The following is a 13,320-nucleotide window of genomic DNA, read 5'->3' as shown; positions in this document are numbered from 1 at the left end:
GGGAGGAACCTGGCATGCGGCCCGCACGGCAGAACCGGCGGGCCAGCGGTACGCTCAGACGCGCCGGCGCTTGCGCGGCCGGCAGCCATTGTGCGGGATGGGGGTGACGTCGCGGATGGAGGTCACGAGGAAGCCAGCCGCCTGGAGGGCGCGCAGCGCCGACTCACGTCCCGAACCGGGACCCGACACTTCCACTTCCAGGGTGCGCATGCCGTGCTCAGCCGCCTTGCGGGCCGCATCCTCGGCCGCCACCTGGGCGGCGTACGGGGTGGACTTGCGCGAACCCTTGAAGCCCATGGCACCGGCGGAGGACCAGGAGATGGTGTTGCCCTGGGCGTCGGTGATGGTGATCATGGTGTTGTTGAACGAGGCGTTCACATGCGCCACGCCGGAGGCGATATTCTTGCGCTCGCGACGCTTAACGCGGGTAGCTTCCTTGGCCATCTTGTCTTCTATCCTTCAGGCGCGCCCGTAACTCCAGGCGCTCGGGACGATCCGCCCATCAGCGGGCGGGTCATGGGAAAGGGCCGGCAGAGCCGGCCCTCGGATCAGGCGGCGAGGCCGCCTGTCATCACTTCTTCTTGCCGGCGATCGGCTTCGCCGGACCCTTGCGGGTGCGGGCGTTGGTGTGCGTGCGCTGGCCGCGCACCGGCAGACCACGACGATGACGCAGGCCGCGATAGCAGCCCAGGTCCATCAGGCGCTTGATGTTCATCGCCACTTCGCGGCGCAAATCGCCTTCCACGATATAGTCGCGGTCAATGGTCTCGCGGATCTGCAGCACTTCCTGATCGGTCAGCTGGTTCACGCGACGCTCGGCGGGGATACCCACCTTCTCGACGATCTCTTCGGCCTTCTTGGCGCCGATGCCGTGAATGTACTGCAGCGCAATGATGACGCGCTTGTTGGTGGGGATATTAACGCCAGCGATACGAGCCACGTGTCTCTCCATGTGGGCCACCTGCTGCCAGGTGGCCGAATGTCCCGCGTCCGGTGGAGGCCGGCCCGTGCGGGAGAACGACCCTTTCGGGATAAACAAAACCGCGCGCCTTGCTCCTCCCTAAAGAGGGGCAAGTCGCACGGACATCGAAGCGAGGGAGGGCCAATAGCTGGTTAACCCTCTCCCGTCAAGGGCAAAAGCCATCAAGCCACTTCCAGGATCTGGGAAATGGCCTGGGTGACGTCATCAATGGGCTTCATGCCATCGATCTGCTGGAGCTGGCCGCGCGCCTTGTAATAAGGGGCGACGATGGCCGTATCCCGATTATAGGCCTCAAGACGGGTCTTGAAGACCTCCGGGTCGTCATCCTTGCGAACCGGCTCGCCGCGAGACCGCGCCTCTTCGGCCCGGGTCAGGATGCGATTCACCAGAGCGCCCTGGTCCACCACCAGCTCGATGACCGCATCGAGCTTGAGGCCCTTCTGCGCCAACATGGTGTCCAGCGCCTCGGCCTGGGCCACCGTGCGCGGGAAGCCGTCCAGGATGAAGCCGTTCTTGGCGTCGGCCTCGTCCAGACGGTCGGCGATAATACCGATGACGATGTCGTCGGAGACGAGACCGCCGGATTCCATCACCGCTTTCGCCTTCAGCCCGATGGGCGTGCCGGCGGCCACCGCCGCGCGCAGCATGTCACCGGTGGACAACTGCACGATGCCATGGCGACTCACCAGCCGCTGGGCCTGGGTTCCCTTGCCGGCCCCGGGCGGGCCCAGCAGAATCAGCCTCATTTCCGTCTCCCCCCACGCAGCTTGGCTTTCTTCACCAGCCCTTCGTACTGGTGCGCCAGCAGGTGTCCTTGAATTTGCGCCACGGTGTCCATCGTCACGCTGACCACGATCAGCAACGACGTTCCTCCGAAATAGAACGGAACGGCGGCGTACGAAATCAGCAGTTCGGGGAAGAGACATACTGCCGCAATGTAAGCCGCACCGACAACCGTGATTCGGGTCAGCACATAGTCGATATATTCAGCGGTCCGCTCGCCCGGCCGGATGCCGGGGATGAAGCCGCCATGCTTCTTCAGGTTGTCCGCCGTCTCCACCGGATTGAACACGATGGCGGTGTAGAAGAAGCAGAAGAACACGATCAGCGCCACATAGAGCACCATGTAGAGCGGCTGGCCGTGGCCCAGCAGCCGGGTGACCGTGTTGAACCATTCCGGCCCCGCACCCTGGGTGAAAGACGCGATGGTCGCCGGAATCAGCAGGAGCGAGGAGGCGAAGATGGGCGGAATGACGCCCGAGGTGTTCAGCTTCAGCGGCAGATGCGAGGACTGGCCCTCATAGAGCCGATTGCCCACCTGGCGCTTGGGATACTGGATCAGCAGCCGGCGCTGGGCCCGCTCCATGAACACGATGAAGGCGATGATGACGATGGCCATCAGCAGCACCGCCAGAATCAGCGGCGTGGAAATGGCGCCTTGGCGACCCAGTTCCAGGGTGCGGATGAAGGCGCCCGGCAGCTCGGCCACGATGCCAGCGAAGATGATGAGCGAGGTGCCGTTGCCGATGCCGCGCGAGGTGATCTGCTCGCCCAGCCACATCAGGAACATGGTGCCGCCGGTCAGCGTGATGACCGTGGTGATGCGGAAGAACCAGCCCGGATCGGTCACCACCGTGCCCGAGCTCTCAAGGCCCACGGCAATGCCATAGGCCTGGAACAGCGCCAGGATGACGGTCAGGTAGCGGGTGTACTGGTTGATCTGCTTGCGGCCCGCCTCGCCTTCCTTCTTCAGCGCTTCCAGCGTGGGCGACACGGTGGTCAGGAGCTGAACGATGATGGAGGCCGAGATGTAGGGCATGATGTTCAGGGCGAAGATGGCCATGCGCTGCACGGCACCACCCGAGAACATGTTGAAGAGGCCGATGATTCCCTGCTGGGCGTTGCGGAACACATCCTGCAGCGCATCGGGATTGATCCCCGGGAGCGGGATATAGGTCCCGAGCCGGTAGACCAGAAGGGCGCCGAGAGTGAACCAAATACGCTTCTTGAGCTCCTCGGCCTTGCCGAGAGCGCCGAAGTTCAGGTTCGCCGCGAGTTGTTCCGCCGCCGAGACCATGCCTTGCTCCGCTTGAGCCGCCCGTAGACGAGCGGCTTGGATATGGGGGGCGCGCGGGCGCGGCGGAAGAGCCGGAACCGCCCAATGGGACCGAACTGCGATCCCCTATGGCCGGACTTGCCGCTCTTTCAAAGAGAGAGGCGGAATCCCGCTCGGCATGGGACACACCGAGTGGAACGGCCTCCAGGGCCCGAGCCGGCACGCGCCTTTTCGTTCTTGTAGCACATACCCACCCCTGCCCCACGGCGCCAGTGCCAAGGCCGCCTTATGCAGGACGGGATGCCGAACACGACAATGCCGCCGGCAAGCCGGCGGCATCGAAGACTTTATCTGGAGAGCGGCGAAACGCCCCTCCCCGGCCCGCTCACTCGGCCGCAGCGGCCTTGGGGGCGAGAATGGTCACCGAGCCGCCCGCCTTTTCCACCGCTTCGGTGGCAGACTTGGTGGCATAGGCCACTTCCACGGTCACCTTGGCGGTCAGCTCGCCGGTGCCGAGGAGGCGGACGCCATCCTTCTCGCGGCGCAGCACGCCAGCGGCGACGAGCGCCGCGCCGTTGACCGGAGCCGACACATCCAGCTTGCCCGCGTCAATGGCGGACTGGATGCGGCCCAGGGTCACCTCGGCGAAGTCGAGGCGGAAGATGTTGTGGAAGCCACGCTTCGGCAGGCGCCGATGCAACGGCATCTGACCACCTTCGAAGCCCTTGATGGCAACGCCGGTGCGGGCCTTCTGACCCTTCACGCCACGGCCGCCGGTCTTGCCCTTGCCAGAGCCGATGCCGCGGCCGACCCGGATGCGCGACTTGCGCGCCCCGGGATTGTCCCTGATCTCGTCGAGCTTCATCTCGCCTCTCCTCAGTCCACGACGCGGACGAGATGAGCGACCTTCGCGATCATCCCGCGCACCGCCGGGGTGTCCTTAAGGGTCGAACGGCGATGACGCTTGTTCAGCCCGAGGCCCACGAGGGTTGCTTCCTGGTCAGCCGGACGGCGGATCGGCGACCCGATCTGCTCGACGGTGACGGTTTTTCCTTCAGTCGCGTTCGCCATGGCGCGCTCCTATCCTTGCGAGCCCGGCTCAGTCGGTCGCTTCCGCGTCTTCGACGCGGCGGCGGGACTGGAGCTGCGACACCTTGAGACCGCGGCGCGAGGCCACGGAGCGCGGGCTGTCCTGGTTCTTCAGGGCATCGAACGTGGCGCGCACCATGTTGTACGGGTTGGAGGACCCGAACGACTTGGCGACCACGTCATGCATGCCGAGCGTCTCGAAGACGGCGCGCATGGGGCCGCCGGCGATGATGCCGGTACCGGCCGGGGCGGCGCGGAGCACCACCTTGCCGGCGCCGTGGTGACCATGCACGTCGTGGTGCAGGGTGCGGCCTTCGCGCAGCGGCACGCGGATGAGGGCGCGCTTGGCGCTCTCGGTTGCCTTGCGGATGGCTTCCGGAACCTCACGGGCCTTGCCGTGGCCGAAGCCCACGCGGCCCTTCTGGTCACCGACCACCACCAGGGCAGCGAAGCCGAAGCGACGGCCGCCCTTCACCACCTTCGCGACACGGTTGATGTGGACCAGCTTGTCCACGAACGTGTTGTCGCGATCCTCGCGCTCAGCGCGGTGTTCCCTTTCACGGGCCATTTCGCTCAGTCCTCGCGTCAGAACTGAAGGCCGCCTTCGCGGGCGCCCTCAGCGAGCGCCTTGACGCGCCCATGATAGATGTAAGCGCCACGGTCGAAGACGACCGCAGTCACGCCCTTCTCGGCGGCCCGCTCCGCGACCAGCTTGCCGATGGCCTTGGCGGCATCGGTGTCGGCCCCGGTCTTCAGCGAGGACCGCAGGTCCTTCTCGAGGCTGGAAGCGGACGCAACGGTCTCGCCCTTCGCATCGTCAATGACCTGCGCGTAGATATGCTTCGAGGTGCGGTGCACGGACAGGCGGGGACGCCCGTTCGCGGCGACGCGGAGCGCGCGACGCACCTTGGCTTTACGGCGCTCAAGCGCCTCAATGTCACGAGCCATGGTTCGCCTCCGTCACTTCTTCTTGCCTTCCTTGCGGAAGATGAATTCGCCAGCATACTTGACGCCCTTGCCCTTATAGGGCTCGGGGCCACGGAACTCGCGGATCTCGGCGGCGACCTGGCCAACCTTCTGCTTGTCCACGCCCGACACCAGGATCTCGGTGGGCTTCGGGGTCACGATCTGGATCCCTTCCGGGATCGGATAGATCACGTCGTGGCTGTAGCCGAGGGACAGCTGCAGGTTCTTCCCGGCGATGGCGGCCTTGTAGCCGACGCCGGTGATTTCCAGCTTCCGCTCGAAGCCTTTGGTCACGCCTTCCACCAGGTTGGCCACCAAAGTGCGGGACATGCCCCACATGGACTTGTGACGCTGCGTGTCACCACGCATGGCGACCTTCAACTCGGAATTGGCGAGCTCGACGCCCACTTCTTCCACGAGGGTCACTTCGAGGGCGCCCTTGGGGCCCTTCACCTTCACCGTCTGGCCTTCCACATTGGCGGTCACGCCAGCGGGAACGGCGACGGGATGCTTGCCGATCTTCGACATGTCTTCCTCCGTCGCAGGCTCAGAACACAGTGCAGAGCACTTCGCCGCCAACATTCTTGTCGCGGGCTTCGTGGTCGGCCATCACGCCCTGGGGCGTGGAGACGACAGCGATGCCGAGACCGTTGGCGACGCGGGGCAGGTTCTTGACCGACGCATAGACGCGACGGCCGGGCTTCGACACGCGGGAGATCTCGCGGATCACCGGGGCGCCGTCGAAATACTTGAGCTCGATCTCGAACTCGGTGCGGCCATTGCCGTGGTCCGTGGTGGTATAGCCACGGATGTAGCCTTCGTCGCGGAGGACATCGAGCAGGCTGGCGCGCAGGCGCGAACCGGGGCTCTGGGTCTTGTCCTTGCGACGCAGCTGCGCGTTGCGGATACGCGTGATCAGATCGCCGATGGGATCATTGATGGACATTCGCCCCTCCTCACCAGCTCGACTTCACAAGACCGGGGACAAGTCCCTGGGAGCCGAGTTCGCGCAGCGCGATACGGCTCATCTTGAGCTTGCGGTAAAAGGCGCGCGGGCGGCCCGTCACTTCGCAACGGTTACGCACCCGAATCTTCGCCGAATTGCGCGGCATCTGCGCGAGCTTGAGGGTCGCCGCAAAGCGCTCCTCGATCGGCAGCGTCTTGTCATTCACGATCGCCTTGAGGCCATCGCGCTTCGCAGCCAGCTGTTGCGACAGCTTGCGGCGACGCTCGTTGGTCTCGATCGCGCTTTTCTTCGCCATGTCCTGCTCCAGTTCTCCGCGTCTGAGGGATTTCACCCTCACAGCCGGAAAGCACTCATTCTCGCCTGACCTGCGCAGCCATAAGACCCGCAACGTCCGGGCCTTCCGCCGGCCTGGCAGAAGCCAGGACCAAGTGCGGAAATGGCCGGAGCGGAACCCCGGCCATGTCGGCTCACACGCAGCGCCTGTCGAGCGAAGCGCTGCTTCTACACCCTCACTGACGGAAAGGGAAGTTGAACGCCTTCAAAAGCGCCCGGGCTTCGTCATCCGTCTTTGCGGTGGTGCAAACGATGATATCCATGCCCCAGATCTGCTCGACCTGGTCATAGTTGATCTCGGGGAACACGATGTGCTCCTTGATGCCCATGGCATAGTTGCCGCGGCCATCGAAGCTCTTCGGGTTCAGGCCGCGGAAGTCGCGAACGCGGGGAAGCGCGATCGTGACCAGGCGATCCAGAAATTCGAACATGCGCGCCTTGCGAAGGGTGACCTTCGCGCCGACCGGCTGGTTCTCGCGCAGCTTGAAGTTCGAGATCGCCTTGCGGGCGCGGGTGACAACCGGCTTCTGGCCGGCGATGCGACCCAGATCCGCAGCGGCGGTGGTCACCTTCTTGGTGTCGGCGGTGGCTTCGCCCACGCCCATGTTGATCACGATCTTCTCGATCGTGGGCACTTCCATGGGGTTCTTGTAGCCGAACTGCTCGATCATCTTCGGCCGCACCACCTCGTCATAATAGGTGCGCAGGCGCGGCGTGTAATTGACCTCAGCCATCGATCCTCTCCCCGGAACGCTTGGCCACGCGGACCTTGGTCCCGTCCTCAAGCACCTGGAAACCCACCCGGGTCGGCTTGCCGTCCTTGGGGTCCGCCACCGCGATGTTCGACAGGTGGATGGGGGCCTCCTTGGAGATGATCCCACCTTCCTGGTTCGCGGTCTGGCGCTGGTGGCGCTTGACGATGTTCACCCCGCGCACCAGCGCGGTCTCTTCCTTCGGCAGGACCTGAAGGACCTCGCCGGTGCGACCCTTGTCGCGGCCGGAGAGGACGACGACCTTGTCGCCCTTCTTGACTTTAGCGGCCATCACAGCACCTCCGGCGCCAGCGAGATGATCTTCATGTGGTTCTTCGCGCGGAGCTCGCGCGGAACCGGCCCGAAGATGCGGGTGCCCACCGGCTCCTTCTGGTTGTTGATCAGCACGGCCGCATTGCGGTCGAAGCGGATCACCGAACCATCAACCCGACGGATGTCCTTGGCCGTGCGAACCACGACCGCCTTCATCACATCGCCCTTCTTCACGCGACCGCGCGGAATGGCTTCCTTGACCGACACCACGATGATGTCGCCAACGTGAGCATATTTCCGCTTCGATCCGCCCAGCACCTTGATGCACATGACGCGACGCGCACCGGAATTGTCCGCCACGTCGAGATTGGTCTGCATCTGGATCATGACGCACCTGTTCTCGTCATCCAGCGCCGCCGGCACGCCGGCATTGCCCGTTCACACCATCCGTGCCCGCTCATCGGAACACGGTTTTGCCGCGATGCGGTCTCCACTTGCCATCCCCGGTTTGAGATGGGGATGGAACGGACCCTGCATCGGGGCCTTTTCGTCAGACCTCGGCCCGCTTCTCGCCCTGGACCACGATCCAGTTCTTGAGCTTGGACAGGGGCCGATGCTCCTCGATCCACACCGTATCACCCACATTCCAGGCATTCGCCTCGTCATGGGCATGATACTTCTTGGACCGACGAACGGTCTTCTTCAGCAGGGGGTGGGTGAAGCGACGCTCCACCCGGACCACGACGGTCTTATCCTGCTTGTCGCTCACCACGACGCCTTGGAGCACGCGCTTCGGCATCGCTCACCCTCACTTCGTATCCGCGGCAGCGCCGCGCTTGGCATTCTGCACGGTCCGGATCCGCGCGATGTCGCGGCGGATCTGGCGGTTCCGTGCCGTATTCTCCAGCTGACCCGTCGCCTTCTGGAAGCGCAGGTTGAACTGTTCCTTCTTCAGCTTCAGCAGCTCATCGGCGAGCTGATCGGGGCTGAGGGCCCGAACGTCCTCGGCTTTCATGAGCCTCTCCTCACTCGGCGATGCGCTGGATGAAGCGCGTCTTGATCGGCAGCTTGGCCGCTGCGAGGGTCAGCGCCTCACGGGCGATGTCCACGCTCACGCCGTCGATCTCGAACATGATACGGCCGGGCTTGACCTTGGCCGCCCAATATTCAGGGGCGCCCTTGCCCTTACCCATACGCACTTCGGTCGGCTTGGCCGACACCGGCACGTCGGGGAACACGCGGATCCAAACACGGCCCGCGCGCTTCATGTGACGGGTCAGAGCGCGGCGGGCCGCCTCGATCTGACGCGCGGTCACGCGCTCCGGCTCGAGGGCCTTGAGGCCGAACTCGCCGAAATTGAGTTCCGTACCGCCCTTGGCGACGCCAGAAATGCGTCCCTTGAACTGCTTACGGAACTTGGTGCGCTTCGGTTGCAGCATGGCTTACACGCCTTCTTTCTCGCGCGGCCAATCACGCTGCGTCACGGTCGCGGTCACGACCATGGTCGCGATCCCGCTCACGGCGCGGCGGACGGCCACTCGGCCCTTCATTCTCGGCCAGGCGCTTGTCCTGAGCCATGGGGTCGTGCTCGAGGATTTCACCCTTGAAGATCCACACCTTCACGCCGCACGTCCCGTAGGTCGTGAAGGCGGTGGCGGTGCCATAATCCACGTCCGCGCGCAAGGTATGCAGCGGAACGCGGCCTTCACGGTACCACTCGAGGCGCGCGATCTCCGCTCCGCCGAGACGGCCAGAGCAGTTGATGCGGATGCCCTCCGCGCCGAGGCGCATGGCCGACTGAACGGCGCGCTTCATGGCACGACGGAACGCGACGCGGCGCTCCAGCTGCTGGGCGATGGACTCGGCGACAAGGCGCGCGTCGATTTCCGGCTTGCGGATCTCAACGATGTTGATGAAGACCTCCGACTTGGTCATGTCGGCGACCTTCTTGCGCAGCTTGTCGATGTCGGCGCCCTTCTTGCCGATCACAACGCCCGGACGGGCGGAGTGAATCGTCACCCGGCACTTCTTGTGCGGGCGCTCGATCACCACCTTGGACACCGCGGCCTGCTTCAGCTGCTTGAGCAGCATGTTGCGGATCTTGATGTCCTCGTGCAGCAGCTGGCCATATTCGCCCTTGCCGGCGAACCAACGGCTGTCCCAGGTGCGGTTGATGCCGAGCCGCAGCCCGACCGGATTGACCTTTTGACCCATCAGGCCCGCTCCTCCACTTCCCGCACCACAATCGTGATGTGGGAGAAGGGCTTCTCGATGCGCGAGGCGCGACCGCGCGCTCGGGGCGAGAACCGCTTCATCACCAGACCCTTGCCCACGTGCGCTTCGGCGACGACCAGGTCGTCCACGTCCAGCTCGTGGTTGTTCTCGGCGTTGGCGATCGCGCTCTCGAGGCACTTCTTCACGTCGCGGGCGATCCGCTTGCGAGAGAATTCGAGATCGGCGAGCGCCGTCGCCACCTTCTTGCCGCGGATCAGGCCCGCGACCAGATTGAGCTTCTGAGGCGAGACGCGCAGGTTGCGCGCCACGGCCTTGGCTTCATTGTCAGCGAGCGCACGCGCCCTTGCCTGCTTACCCATGGCTGATCACCGCCGCTTCGACTTCTTGTCGGCCGCGTGCCCGTAATAGGTGCGCGTCGGCGAGAACTCGCCAAACTTGTGGCCGACCATGTCTTCCGACACATAAACCGGCACGTGCTTCTGGCCGTTGTACACGCCGAAAGTAAGGCCGACGAACTGGGGGAGGATCGTGGAGCGACGGCTCCAGATCTTGATGGTGTCGTTGCGACCCGAAGCGCGCGCGGTGTCTGCCTTCTTCAGCAGATAGCCGTCGACGAACGGGCCCTTCCAAATTGCTCTCGACATATCCAGGCCCTCACTTCTTCCGCTTGTGGCGGCTCGTGACAATGAACTTGTCGGTCGCCTTGTTCGAGCGGGTCTTCTTGCCCTTGGTGGGGAAACCCCAGGGCGTGACCGGGTTGCGGCCACCCGAGGTGCGGCCTTCGCCGCCGCCGTGCGGGTGATCCACCGGGTTCATGGTCACGCCGCGATTGTGCGGGCGCTGGCCGAGCCACCGGGAACGTCCCGCCTTGCCGAGCGAGATGTTCATGTGGTCCGGGTTGGACACCGCGCCGACCGTGGCATAGCAGGCGCCATGAACCAGGCGCTGCTCGCCCGAATTCAGGCGCAGGATGACGTAACCCTGGTCGCGGCCGACGATCTGGGCGTAGCTGCCCGCGGACCGGGCGATCTGGCCGCCCTTGCCGATCTTCAGCTCGACATTGTGCACGATCGTTCCGACCGGCAGGTTGGACAGGGCGCCGGCATTGCCGGGCTTCACGTCCACCTGCTCGGCGGCGATCACGGCATCGCCCACGGCCAGGCGCTGCGGCGCCAGGATGTAGGCCAGCTCGCCGTCCTCATACTTGATGAGGGCGATGAAGGCGGTGCGGTTCGGATCGTATTCGATCCGCTCCACGGTCGCCGACACGCCGCGCTTGGAGCGCTTGAAGTCGACGATGCGATAGGTCTGCTTGTGTCCGCCGCCACGGAAGCGGACGGTCACGCGACCGGTATTGTTGCGGCCACCCGAGGAGCTCTTGCCCTCGGTCAGCGTCTTCACCGGCTTGCCTTTGTAGAGGCCGGAGCGGTCGACGATCACGAGCTGGCGAAGGCTCGGCGTGACCGGCTTGAAATGCTTCAGCGCCATGGTCTTATCCCCGTTCCCTCAGCTCACAGGCCGGTGGTGACGTCGATGGTCTGGCCCTCTTCGAGGGTCACGACCGCCTTCTTCACATCCGACTGCACGCCCTTGCGGCCCTTGAAGATCTTCACCTTGCCCTTGCGGACGAGGGTGTTGACGCTCTTGACCTTGACGTCGAACAGACGCTCCACCGCTTCCTTGATCTCAGGCTTGGTGGCGGTGCGGGCGACGTTGAAGACGACCTTGTTGAACTCGCTGTGCGCCGTCGCCTTTTCGGTGATGACGGGCGAGAGGATCACGTCGTAATGACGCGGCTCGATATTCCGCTGCGGGCTCATTTGAAGCGCGCCTCCAGAGCGTCCAGGGCGGCCTTGGTCAGGACCAGGGTGTCGCGCCGCAGGATGTCGTAAACGTTGATGCCCTGGATCGGCAGCACGTCCACGTAAGGCAGGTTGCGCGCCGCCAGAGCGACGTTCGTCTCCACCTCGGAGCCGTCCACCACGAGAACCGAGGCGATGCCCAGCTTCTCGAACCGATCCTTGAGCGCCTTCGTCTTGGGATCGTCGAGGGAGACCTTGTCGAGGACAAGGATCTGCTCGGCCTTCACCTTGGACGAGAGCGCATGCTTCAGGGCGAGGGCGCGCACCTTCTTCGGCAGGTCGATGGCATGCGAACGCACCACCGGGCCGAAGGCGCGGCCGCCGCCACGGAACTGCGGCGCAGACGCCGCACCGTGACGGGCATTACCCGTGCCCTTCTGCTTGTACATCTTCTTGGACGTCCGGTTGATCTCCGAACGGCCCTTGGTCCGGTGCGTTCCGGCCTGGCGACGCGCCAGCTGCCAGGTCACGCAGCGGTGCAGGATGTCGGCGCGCGGCTCGAGACCAAAGATCTCGTCCGAAACGGTCACAGACCCCGCATCAGCTCCATCGAGCGTCTTGACGGCGAGTTCCATCACGCGCCCTCCTCATTGGTCGCTTCGGCCGCCGGGGCCGCAGCTTCTTCAGCACCGCGGAGCTTGAACGCGCCGGGCTGAGGAGCCTCGCTCGGCAGGCGCTTCTTGACCGCGTCGCGCACCATGATCCAGCCACCGGCGTGACCGGGGACGGCGCCCTCGACCGCGATCAGACCGCGCTCGACGTCCGTCATCACCACCTTCAGGTTCTGGGTGGTGACCGTGGTGTGACCCATATGGCCAGGCATTTTCTTGTTCTTGAAGGTCTTGCCCGGGTCCTGACGGCCACCGGTCGAACCGATGGAGCGGTGGGAGATGGACACGCCGTGAGAGGCGCGCAGACCACCGAAATTGTGCCGCTTCATACCGCCGGCAAAGCCCTTGCCGATGGTCGTGCCGGTCACGTCCACATACTGGCCCACAACGAAGTGGTCAGCCGTGATCTCGGCGCCGACAGGGATCAGCCCGGATTCGTCCACGCGGAATTCCGCCATGGTCCGCTTGGGCTCGACCTCGGCCACCGCAAAGTGGCCGCGCTCGGCGCGCGTGACGTTCTTCGGCTTGCGACGGCCAGCGCCAAGCTGCACCGCCACATATCCGTTCTGATCGAGCGTGCGGTGGGCAACCACCTGGCAGCTCTCAACTTTAAGCACCGTGACCGGAACATGCTCACCCGCATCCGTGAAGATGCGAGTCATGCCGACCTTCTGGGCGATGACGCCTGACCGCATGGTCGTGTCTCCTCGCCTCACATCAGAGCTTGATTTCGACGTCGACGCCGGCGGCGAGGTCGAGCTTCATCAGCGCGTCCACCGTCTGGGGCGTCGGATCGACGATATCAAGCAACCGCTTGTGAGTACGCATCTCAAACTGCTCGCGCGACTTCTTGTCGATGTGCGGAGAGCGATTGACCGTGAACTTCTCGATCCGCGTCGGCAGCGGGATCGGACCGCGCACCTGCGCGCCCGTGCGCTTGGCCGTGGCGACGATCTCGCGCGTCGAGGCATCGAGAATGCGATGATCGAACGCCTTGAGGCGGATCCGAATGTTCTGGCCGTTCATGGCTCTATGGCTCCAACAGAAAGGGGCGCGGGACCAGTCCCGACGCGGGAGACCCGCGCGCCCCCGTTCGTTATCTCAATCACTCGATGATGGAGGCGACGACGCCGGCGCCCACCGTGCGGCCACCTTCGCGGATCGCGAAGCGCAGCTTCTCTTCCATGGCGATCG

At 64.6% G+C, this 13,320-nt stretch carries 26 protein-coding genes; all 26 read right to left on the bottom strand.

Features of this window, described 5'->3' with window-relative positions; translation table 11 throughout:
* Window positions 1–54: 54 nt before the first annotated feature.
* The 26 genes from rpsK to J5J86_RS11715 all read right to left on the bottom strand — a co-directional run bounded on the left by rpsK (window position 55) and on the right by J5J86_RS11715 (window position 13,312).
* Window positions 55–444 carry a 30S ribosomal protein S11 gene (gene rpsK / locus J5J86_RS11840; protein ID WP_012116745.1) on the bottom strand — a complete coding sequence of 130 codons (390 nt, stop codon included), beginning with the start codon at window positions 442–444 and terminating at the stop codon, window positions 55–57.
* A 127-nt stretch (window positions 445–571) separates the two neighbouring features.
* Window positions 572–940 carry a 30S ribosomal protein S13 gene (gene rpsM, locus J5J86_RS11835; RefSeq protein ID WP_209105127.1) on the bottom strand — a complete coding sequence of 123 codons (369 nt, stop codon included), beginning with the start codon at window positions 938–940 and terminating at the stop codon, window positions 572–574.
* A 203-nt stretch (window positions 941–1,143) separates the two neighbouring features.
* Entirely contained in the window at window positions 1,144–1,728 is a 585-nt protein-coding gene (locus J5J86_RS11830) for an adenylate kinase (protein ID WP_209105126.1), read from the bottom strand.
* On the bottom strand, window positions 1,725–3,059 hold the full coding sequence (secY, locus tag J5J86_RS11825) for a preprotein translocase subunit SecY (protein ID WP_209105125.1): 1,335 nt from the start codon (window positions 3,057–3,059) through the stop codon (window positions 1,725–1,727). The genes J5J86_RS11830 and secY overlap by 4 nt, the downstream gene beginning before the upstream one ends.
* A 364-nt stretch (window positions 3,060–3,423) precedes the next feature.
* The gene (gene rplO, locus J5J86_RS11820; protein WP_209105124.1) at window positions 3,424–3,903 is read right to left on the bottom strand and encodes a 50S ribosomal protein L15; all 480 of its coding nucleotides are present in this window, start codon (window positions 3,901–3,903) and stop codon (window positions 3,424–3,426) included.
* Between the two features lie 11 nt (window positions 3,904–3,914).
* Window positions 3,915–4,109 (bottom strand): 50S ribosomal protein L30, encoded by a 195-nt coding sequence (rpmD, locus tag J5J86_RS11815; RefSeq protein WP_132035662.1) that lies wholly within the window; start codon window positions 4,107–4,109, stop codon window positions 3,915–3,917.
* A 28-nt stretch (window positions 4,110–4,137) separates the two neighbouring features.
* On the bottom strand, window positions 4,138–4,695 hold the full coding sequence (gene rpsE / locus J5J86_RS11810) for a 30S ribosomal protein S5 (protein ID WP_209105123.1): 558 nt from the start codon (window positions 4,693–4,695) through the stop codon (window positions 4,138–4,140).
* Window positions 4,696–4,712: 17 nt separating this feature from the next.
* The gene (gene rplR, locus J5J86_RS11805; RefSeq protein WP_209105122.1) at window positions 4,713–5,075 is read right to left on the bottom strand and encodes a 50S ribosomal protein L18; all 363 of its coding nucleotides are present in this window, start codon (window positions 5,073–5,075) and stop codon (window positions 4,713–4,715) included.
* A gap of 12 nt (window positions 5,076–5,087) precedes the next feature.
* Window positions 5,088–5,621, bottom strand: a complete 534-nt coding sequence (gene rplF / locus J5J86_RS11800; protein ID WP_209105121.1) for a 50S ribosomal protein L6 — start codon at window positions 5,619–5,621, stop codon at window positions 5,088–5,090.
* Between the two features lie 19 nt (window positions 5,622–5,640).
* Window positions 5,641–6,039, bottom strand: a complete 399-nt coding sequence (gene rpsH / locus J5J86_RS11795) for a 30S ribosomal protein S8 (protein ID WP_209105120.1) — start codon at window positions 6,037–6,039, stop codon at window positions 5,641–5,643.
* A gap of 10 nt (window positions 6,040–6,049) precedes the next feature.
* Window positions 6,050–6,355 (bottom strand): 30S ribosomal protein S14, encoded by a 306-nt coding sequence (gene rpsN / locus J5J86_RS11790; RefSeq protein ID WP_209105119.1) that lies wholly within the window; start codon window positions 6,353–6,355, stop codon window positions 6,050–6,052.
* Window positions 6,356–6,569: 214 nt separating this feature from the next.
* Window positions 6,570–7,127, bottom strand: a complete 558-nt coding sequence (rplE, locus tag J5J86_RS11785) for a 50S ribosomal protein L5 (RefSeq protein WP_209105118.1) — start codon at window positions 7,125–7,127, stop codon at window positions 6,570–6,572.
* Window positions 7,120–7,437 (bottom strand): 50S ribosomal protein L24, encoded by a 318-nt coding sequence (rplX, locus tag J5J86_RS11780; RefSeq protein ID WP_209105117.1) that lies wholly within the window; start codon window positions 7,435–7,437, stop codon window positions 7,120–7,122. The genes rplE and rplX overlap by 8 nt, the downstream gene beginning before the upstream one ends.
* Window positions 7,437–7,805: a 50S ribosomal protein L14 gene (rplN, locus tag J5J86_RS11775; protein WP_029006297.1), complete on the bottom strand. Its 369-nt coding sequence runs from the start codon at window positions 7,803–7,805 to the stop codon at window positions 7,437–7,439. The genes rplX and rplN overlap by 1 nt, the downstream gene beginning before the upstream one ends.
* Window positions 7,806–7,968: 163 nt before the next feature.
* Window positions 7,969–8,217 (bottom strand): 30S ribosomal protein S17, encoded by a 249-nt coding sequence (gene rpsQ, locus J5J86_RS11770; RefSeq protein WP_209105116.1) that lies wholly within the window; start codon window positions 8,215–8,217, stop codon window positions 7,969–7,971.
* 9 nt (window positions 8,218–8,226) lie between these two features.
* Complete coding sequence (gene rpmC, locus J5J86_RS11765; protein ID WP_209105115.1) at window positions 8,227–8,433, bottom strand: 50S ribosomal protein L29; 207 nt, start codon at window positions 8,431–8,433, stop codon at window positions 8,227–8,229.
* Window positions 8,434–8,443: 10 nt separating this feature from the next.
* Window positions 8,444–8,857, bottom strand: a complete 414-nt coding sequence (gene rplP, locus J5J86_RS11760) for a 50S ribosomal protein L16 (protein WP_209105114.1) — start codon at window positions 8,855–8,857, stop codon at window positions 8,444–8,446.
* Window positions 8,858–8,888: 31 nt separating this feature from the next.
* The gene (gene rpsC, locus J5J86_RS11755; RefSeq protein WP_209105113.1) at window positions 8,889–9,632 is read right to left on the bottom strand and encodes a 30S ribosomal protein S3; all 744 of its coding nucleotides are present in this window, start codon (window positions 9,630–9,632) and stop codon (window positions 8,889–8,891) included.
* Window positions 9,632–10,012, bottom strand: a complete 381-nt coding sequence (gene rplV / locus J5J86_RS11750) for a 50S ribosomal protein L22 (RefSeq protein ID WP_209105112.1) — start codon at window positions 10,010–10,012, stop codon at window positions 9,632–9,634. Before rplV ends, rpsC begins: the two co-directional genes overlap by 1 nt.
* Window positions 10,013–10,018: 6 nt before the next feature.
* The gene (gene rpsS, locus J5J86_RS11745) at window positions 10,019–10,297 is read right to left on the bottom strand and encodes a 30S ribosomal protein S19 (protein WP_209105111.1); all 279 of its coding nucleotides are present in this window, start codon (window positions 10,295–10,297) and stop codon (window positions 10,019–10,021) included.
* A gap of 10 nt (window positions 10,298–10,307) precedes the next feature.
* Complete coding sequence (gene rplB / locus J5J86_RS11740; RefSeq protein ID WP_209105110.1) at window positions 10,308–11,141, bottom strand: 50S ribosomal protein L2; 834 nt, start codon at window positions 11,139–11,141, stop codon at window positions 10,308–10,310.
* A gap of 23 nt (window positions 11,142–11,164) precedes the next feature.
* The gene (locus J5J86_RS11735) at window positions 11,165–11,473 is read right to left on the bottom strand and encodes a 50S ribosomal protein L23 (RefSeq protein WP_209105109.1); all 309 of its coding nucleotides are present in this window, start codon (window positions 11,471–11,473) and stop codon (window positions 11,165–11,167) included.
* Complete coding sequence (gene rplD, locus J5J86_RS11730) at window positions 11,470–12,090, bottom strand: 50S ribosomal protein L4 (protein WP_209105108.1); 621 nt, start codon at window positions 12,088–12,090, stop codon at window positions 11,470–11,472. Before rplD ends, J5J86_RS11735 begins: the two co-directional genes overlap by 4 nt.
* Window positions 12,090–12,821 (bottom strand): 50S ribosomal protein L3, encoded by a 732-nt coding sequence (rplC, locus tag J5J86_RS11725; RefSeq protein WP_209105107.1) that lies wholly within the window; start codon window positions 12,819–12,821, stop codon window positions 12,090–12,092. Before rplC ends, rplD begins: the two co-directional genes overlap by 1 nt.
* A 22-nt stretch (window positions 12,822–12,843) precedes the next feature.
* Entirely contained in the window at window positions 12,844–13,152 is a 309-nt protein-coding gene (gene rpsJ / locus J5J86_RS11720) for a 30S ribosomal protein S10 (protein WP_012113701.1), read from the bottom strand.
* 79 nt (window positions 13,153–13,231) lie between these two features.
* Complete coding sequence (locus tag J5J86_RS11715; protein ID WP_083481307.1) at window positions 13,232–13,312, bottom strand: EF-Tu C-terminal domain-related protein; 81 nt, start codon at window positions 13,310–13,312, stop codon at window positions 13,232–13,234.
* Window positions 13,313–13,320 lie beyond the last annotated feature (8 nt).

Source organism: Aquabacter sp. L1I39 (assembly GCF_017742835.1).
Taxonomy (GTDB): domain Bacteria; phylum Pseudomonadota; class Alphaproteobacteria; order Rhizobiales; family Xanthobacteraceae; genus L1I39.
This window is presented reverse-complemented; position numbering and strand designations above follow the sequence as displayed.

Excerpts from the sequence above, each read along its gene's own strand:
- rpsK (WP_012116745.1), bottom strand. The coding sequence starts at position 444 with ATGGCCAAGGAAGCTACCCGCGTTAAGCGTCGCGAGCGCAAGAATATC.
- rpsC (WP_209105113.1), bottom strand. The coding sequence starts at position 9,632 with ATGGGTCAAAAGGTCAATCCGGTCGGGCTGCGGCTCGGCATCAACCGC.
- rpmC (WP_209105115.1), bottom strand. The coding sequence starts at position 8,433 with ATGAAAGCCGAGGACGTTCGGGCCCTCAGCCCCGATCAGCTCGCCGAT.
- J5J86_RS11830 (WP_209105126.1), bottom strand. The coding sequence starts at position 1,728 with ATGAGGCTGATTCTGCTGGGCCCGCCCGGGGCCGGCAAGGGAACCCAG.
- rpsJ (WP_012113701.1), bottom strand. The coding sequence starts at position 13,152 with ATGAACGGCCAGAACATTCGGATCCGCCTCAAGGCGTTCGATCATCGC.
- rpmD (WP_132035662.1), bottom strand. The coding sequence starts at position 4,109 with ATGGCGAACGCGACTGAAGGAAAAACCGTCACCGTCGAGCAGATCGGG.
- rpsQ (WP_209105116.1), bottom strand. The coding sequence starts at position 8,217 with ATGCCGAAGCGCGTGCTCCAAGGCGTCGTGGTGAGCGACAAGCAGGAT.
- rplN (WP_029006297.1), bottom strand. The coding sequence starts at position 7,805 with ATGATCCAGATGCAGACCAATCTCGACGTGGCGGACAATTCCGGTGCG.
- rpsE (WP_209105123.1), bottom strand. The coding sequence starts at position 4,695 with ATGGCCCGTGAAAGGGAACACCGCGCTGAGCGCGAGGATCGCGACAAC.
- rplX (WP_209105117.1), bottom strand. The coding sequence starts at position 7,437 with ATGGCCGCTAAAGTCAAGAAGGGCGACAAGGTCGTCGTCCTCTCCGGC.
- J5J86_RS11735 (WP_209105109.1), bottom strand. The coding sequence starts at position 11,473 with ATGAGCCCGCAGCGGAATATCGAGCCGCGTCATTACGACGTGATCCTC.
- rpsS (WP_209105111.1), bottom strand. The coding sequence starts at position 10,297 with ATGTCGAGAGCAATTTGGAAGGGCCCGTTCGTCGACGGCTATCTGCTG.
- J5J86_RS11715 (WP_083481307.1), bottom strand. The coding sequence starts at position 13,312 with ATGGAAGAGAAGCTGCGCTTCGCGATCCGCGAAGGTGGCCGCACGGTG.
- rplB (WP_209105110.1), bottom strand. The coding sequence starts at position 11,141 with ATGGCGCTGAAGCATTTCAAGCCGGTCACGCCGAGCCTTCGCCAGCTC.
- rplC (WP_209105107.1), bottom strand. The coding sequence starts at position 12,821 with ATGCGGTCAGGCGTCATCGCCCAGAAGGTCGGCATGACTCGCATCTTC.
- secY (WP_209105125.1), bottom strand. The coding sequence starts at position 3,059 with ATGGTCTCGGCGGCGGAACAACTCGCGGCGAACCTGAACTTCGGCGCT.
- rpsN (WP_209105119.1), bottom strand. The coding sequence starts at position 6,355 with ATGGCGAAGAAAAGCGCGATCGAGACCAACGAGCGTCGCCGCAAGCTG.
- rplE (WP_209105118.1), bottom strand. The coding sequence starts at position 7,127 with ATGGCTGAGGTCAATTACACGCCGCGCCTGCGCACCTATTATGACGAG.
- rplD (WP_209105108.1), bottom strand. The coding sequence starts at position 12,090 with ATGGAACTCGCCGTCAAGACGCTCGATGGAGCTGATGCGGGGTCTGTG.
- rpsH (WP_209105120.1), bottom strand. The coding sequence starts at position 6,039 with ATGTCCATCAATGATCCCATCGGCGATCTGATCACGCGTATCCGCAAC.
- rplF (WP_209105121.1), bottom strand. The coding sequence starts at position 5,621 with ATGTCGAAGATCGGCAAGCATCCCGTCGCCGTTCCCGCTGGCGTGACC.
- rplV (WP_209105112.1), bottom strand. The coding sequence starts at position 10,012 with ATGGGTAAGCAGGCAAGGGCGCGTGCGCTCGCTGACAATGAAGCCAAG.
- rplP (WP_209105114.1), bottom strand. The coding sequence starts at position 8,857 with ATGCTGCAACCGAAGCGCACCAAGTTCCGTAAGCAGTTCAAGGGACGC.
- rplR (WP_209105122.1), bottom strand. The coding sequence starts at position 5,075 with ATGGCTCGTGACATTGAGGCGCTTGAGCGCCGTAAAGCCAAGGTGCGT.
- rplO (WP_209105124.1), bottom strand. The coding sequence starts at position 3,903 with ATGAAGCTCGACGAGATCAGGGACAATCCCGGGGCGCGCAAGTCGCGC.